The 243-nt window shown below is 32.9% G+C and carries 1 pseudogene; it reads right to left on the reverse strand.

The features are described 5' to 3' along the window. Nucleotides 1-243: pseudogene (locus AWV70_RS24355) on the reverse strand (hypothetical protein); the annotation flags it as partial.

Raw genomic sequence — 243 nt, forward strand, 5'->3', positions numbered from 1 at the left:
ATTGCATAATGAACAAAGTTTGGATTTACAAAACCACGCTTTATATAATTTCAAGTGACCTGTATCGTTTGCTTTAAACTGCAAAATAACACCGCAATCCTTGACACGTTCAGCTTTCTTAAATTCTAGTATAAACAAAAGTTCAGAATAACTTACACTATCAATCTTTCTTTCTCGCCACGGTCTAGTTTTCCCCGTTTTTGTTTTGTCAAAAAATACATTTGATTCCTTTGGTGCATTTGT

Origin of the sequence: Sporosarcina koreensis (genome assembly GCF_001531445.1) — a bacterium.
GTDB classification, from domain to species: Bacteria; Bacillota; Bacilli; order Bacillales_A; family Planococcaceae; genus Sporosarcina; species Sporosarcina koreensis_C.